Genomic DNA, 250 nt, shown 5'->3' with positions numbered 1-250 from the left:
GATCGGCACCTACGCGATGATCCGCTTCTGCCTCGGCCTCTTCCCCGAGGCGTCGACGTGGGCCACGCCCGTCGTCGTGACGCTGGCGCTCATCTCGATCGTGTACGGCGCGCTCATCGCCATCGGCCAGGACGACCTGCTCCGGCTGGTCGGTCTCACGTCCCTGTCCCACTTCGGGTTCATCGTGCTCGGCATCTTCGTGCTCACCGACCAGGGCCACACGGGCGCGATCCTCTACATGGTCAACCAC

General features: G+C 66.4%; 1 protein-coding gene. It reads left to right on the top strand.

All coding sequences use genetic code 11. The features are described from left to right. Nucleotides 1–250: proton-conducting transporter membrane subunit (locus tag MKD49_RS26160; RefSeq protein ID WP_305882142.1), on the top strand; the 250-nt coding region annotated here is incomplete at both ends.

The sequence above is a fragment of the Herbaspirillum sp. WGmk3 genome, from assembly GCF_023952535.1.
Classification (GTDB): domain Bacteria; phylum Pseudomonadota; class Gammaproteobacteria; order Burkholderiales; family Burkholderiaceae_D; genus Herbaspirillum; species Herbaspirillum huttiense.
Note: the sequence above shows the minus strand (reverse complement) of the source record. Positions and strands in the feature narration are given on the sequence as shown.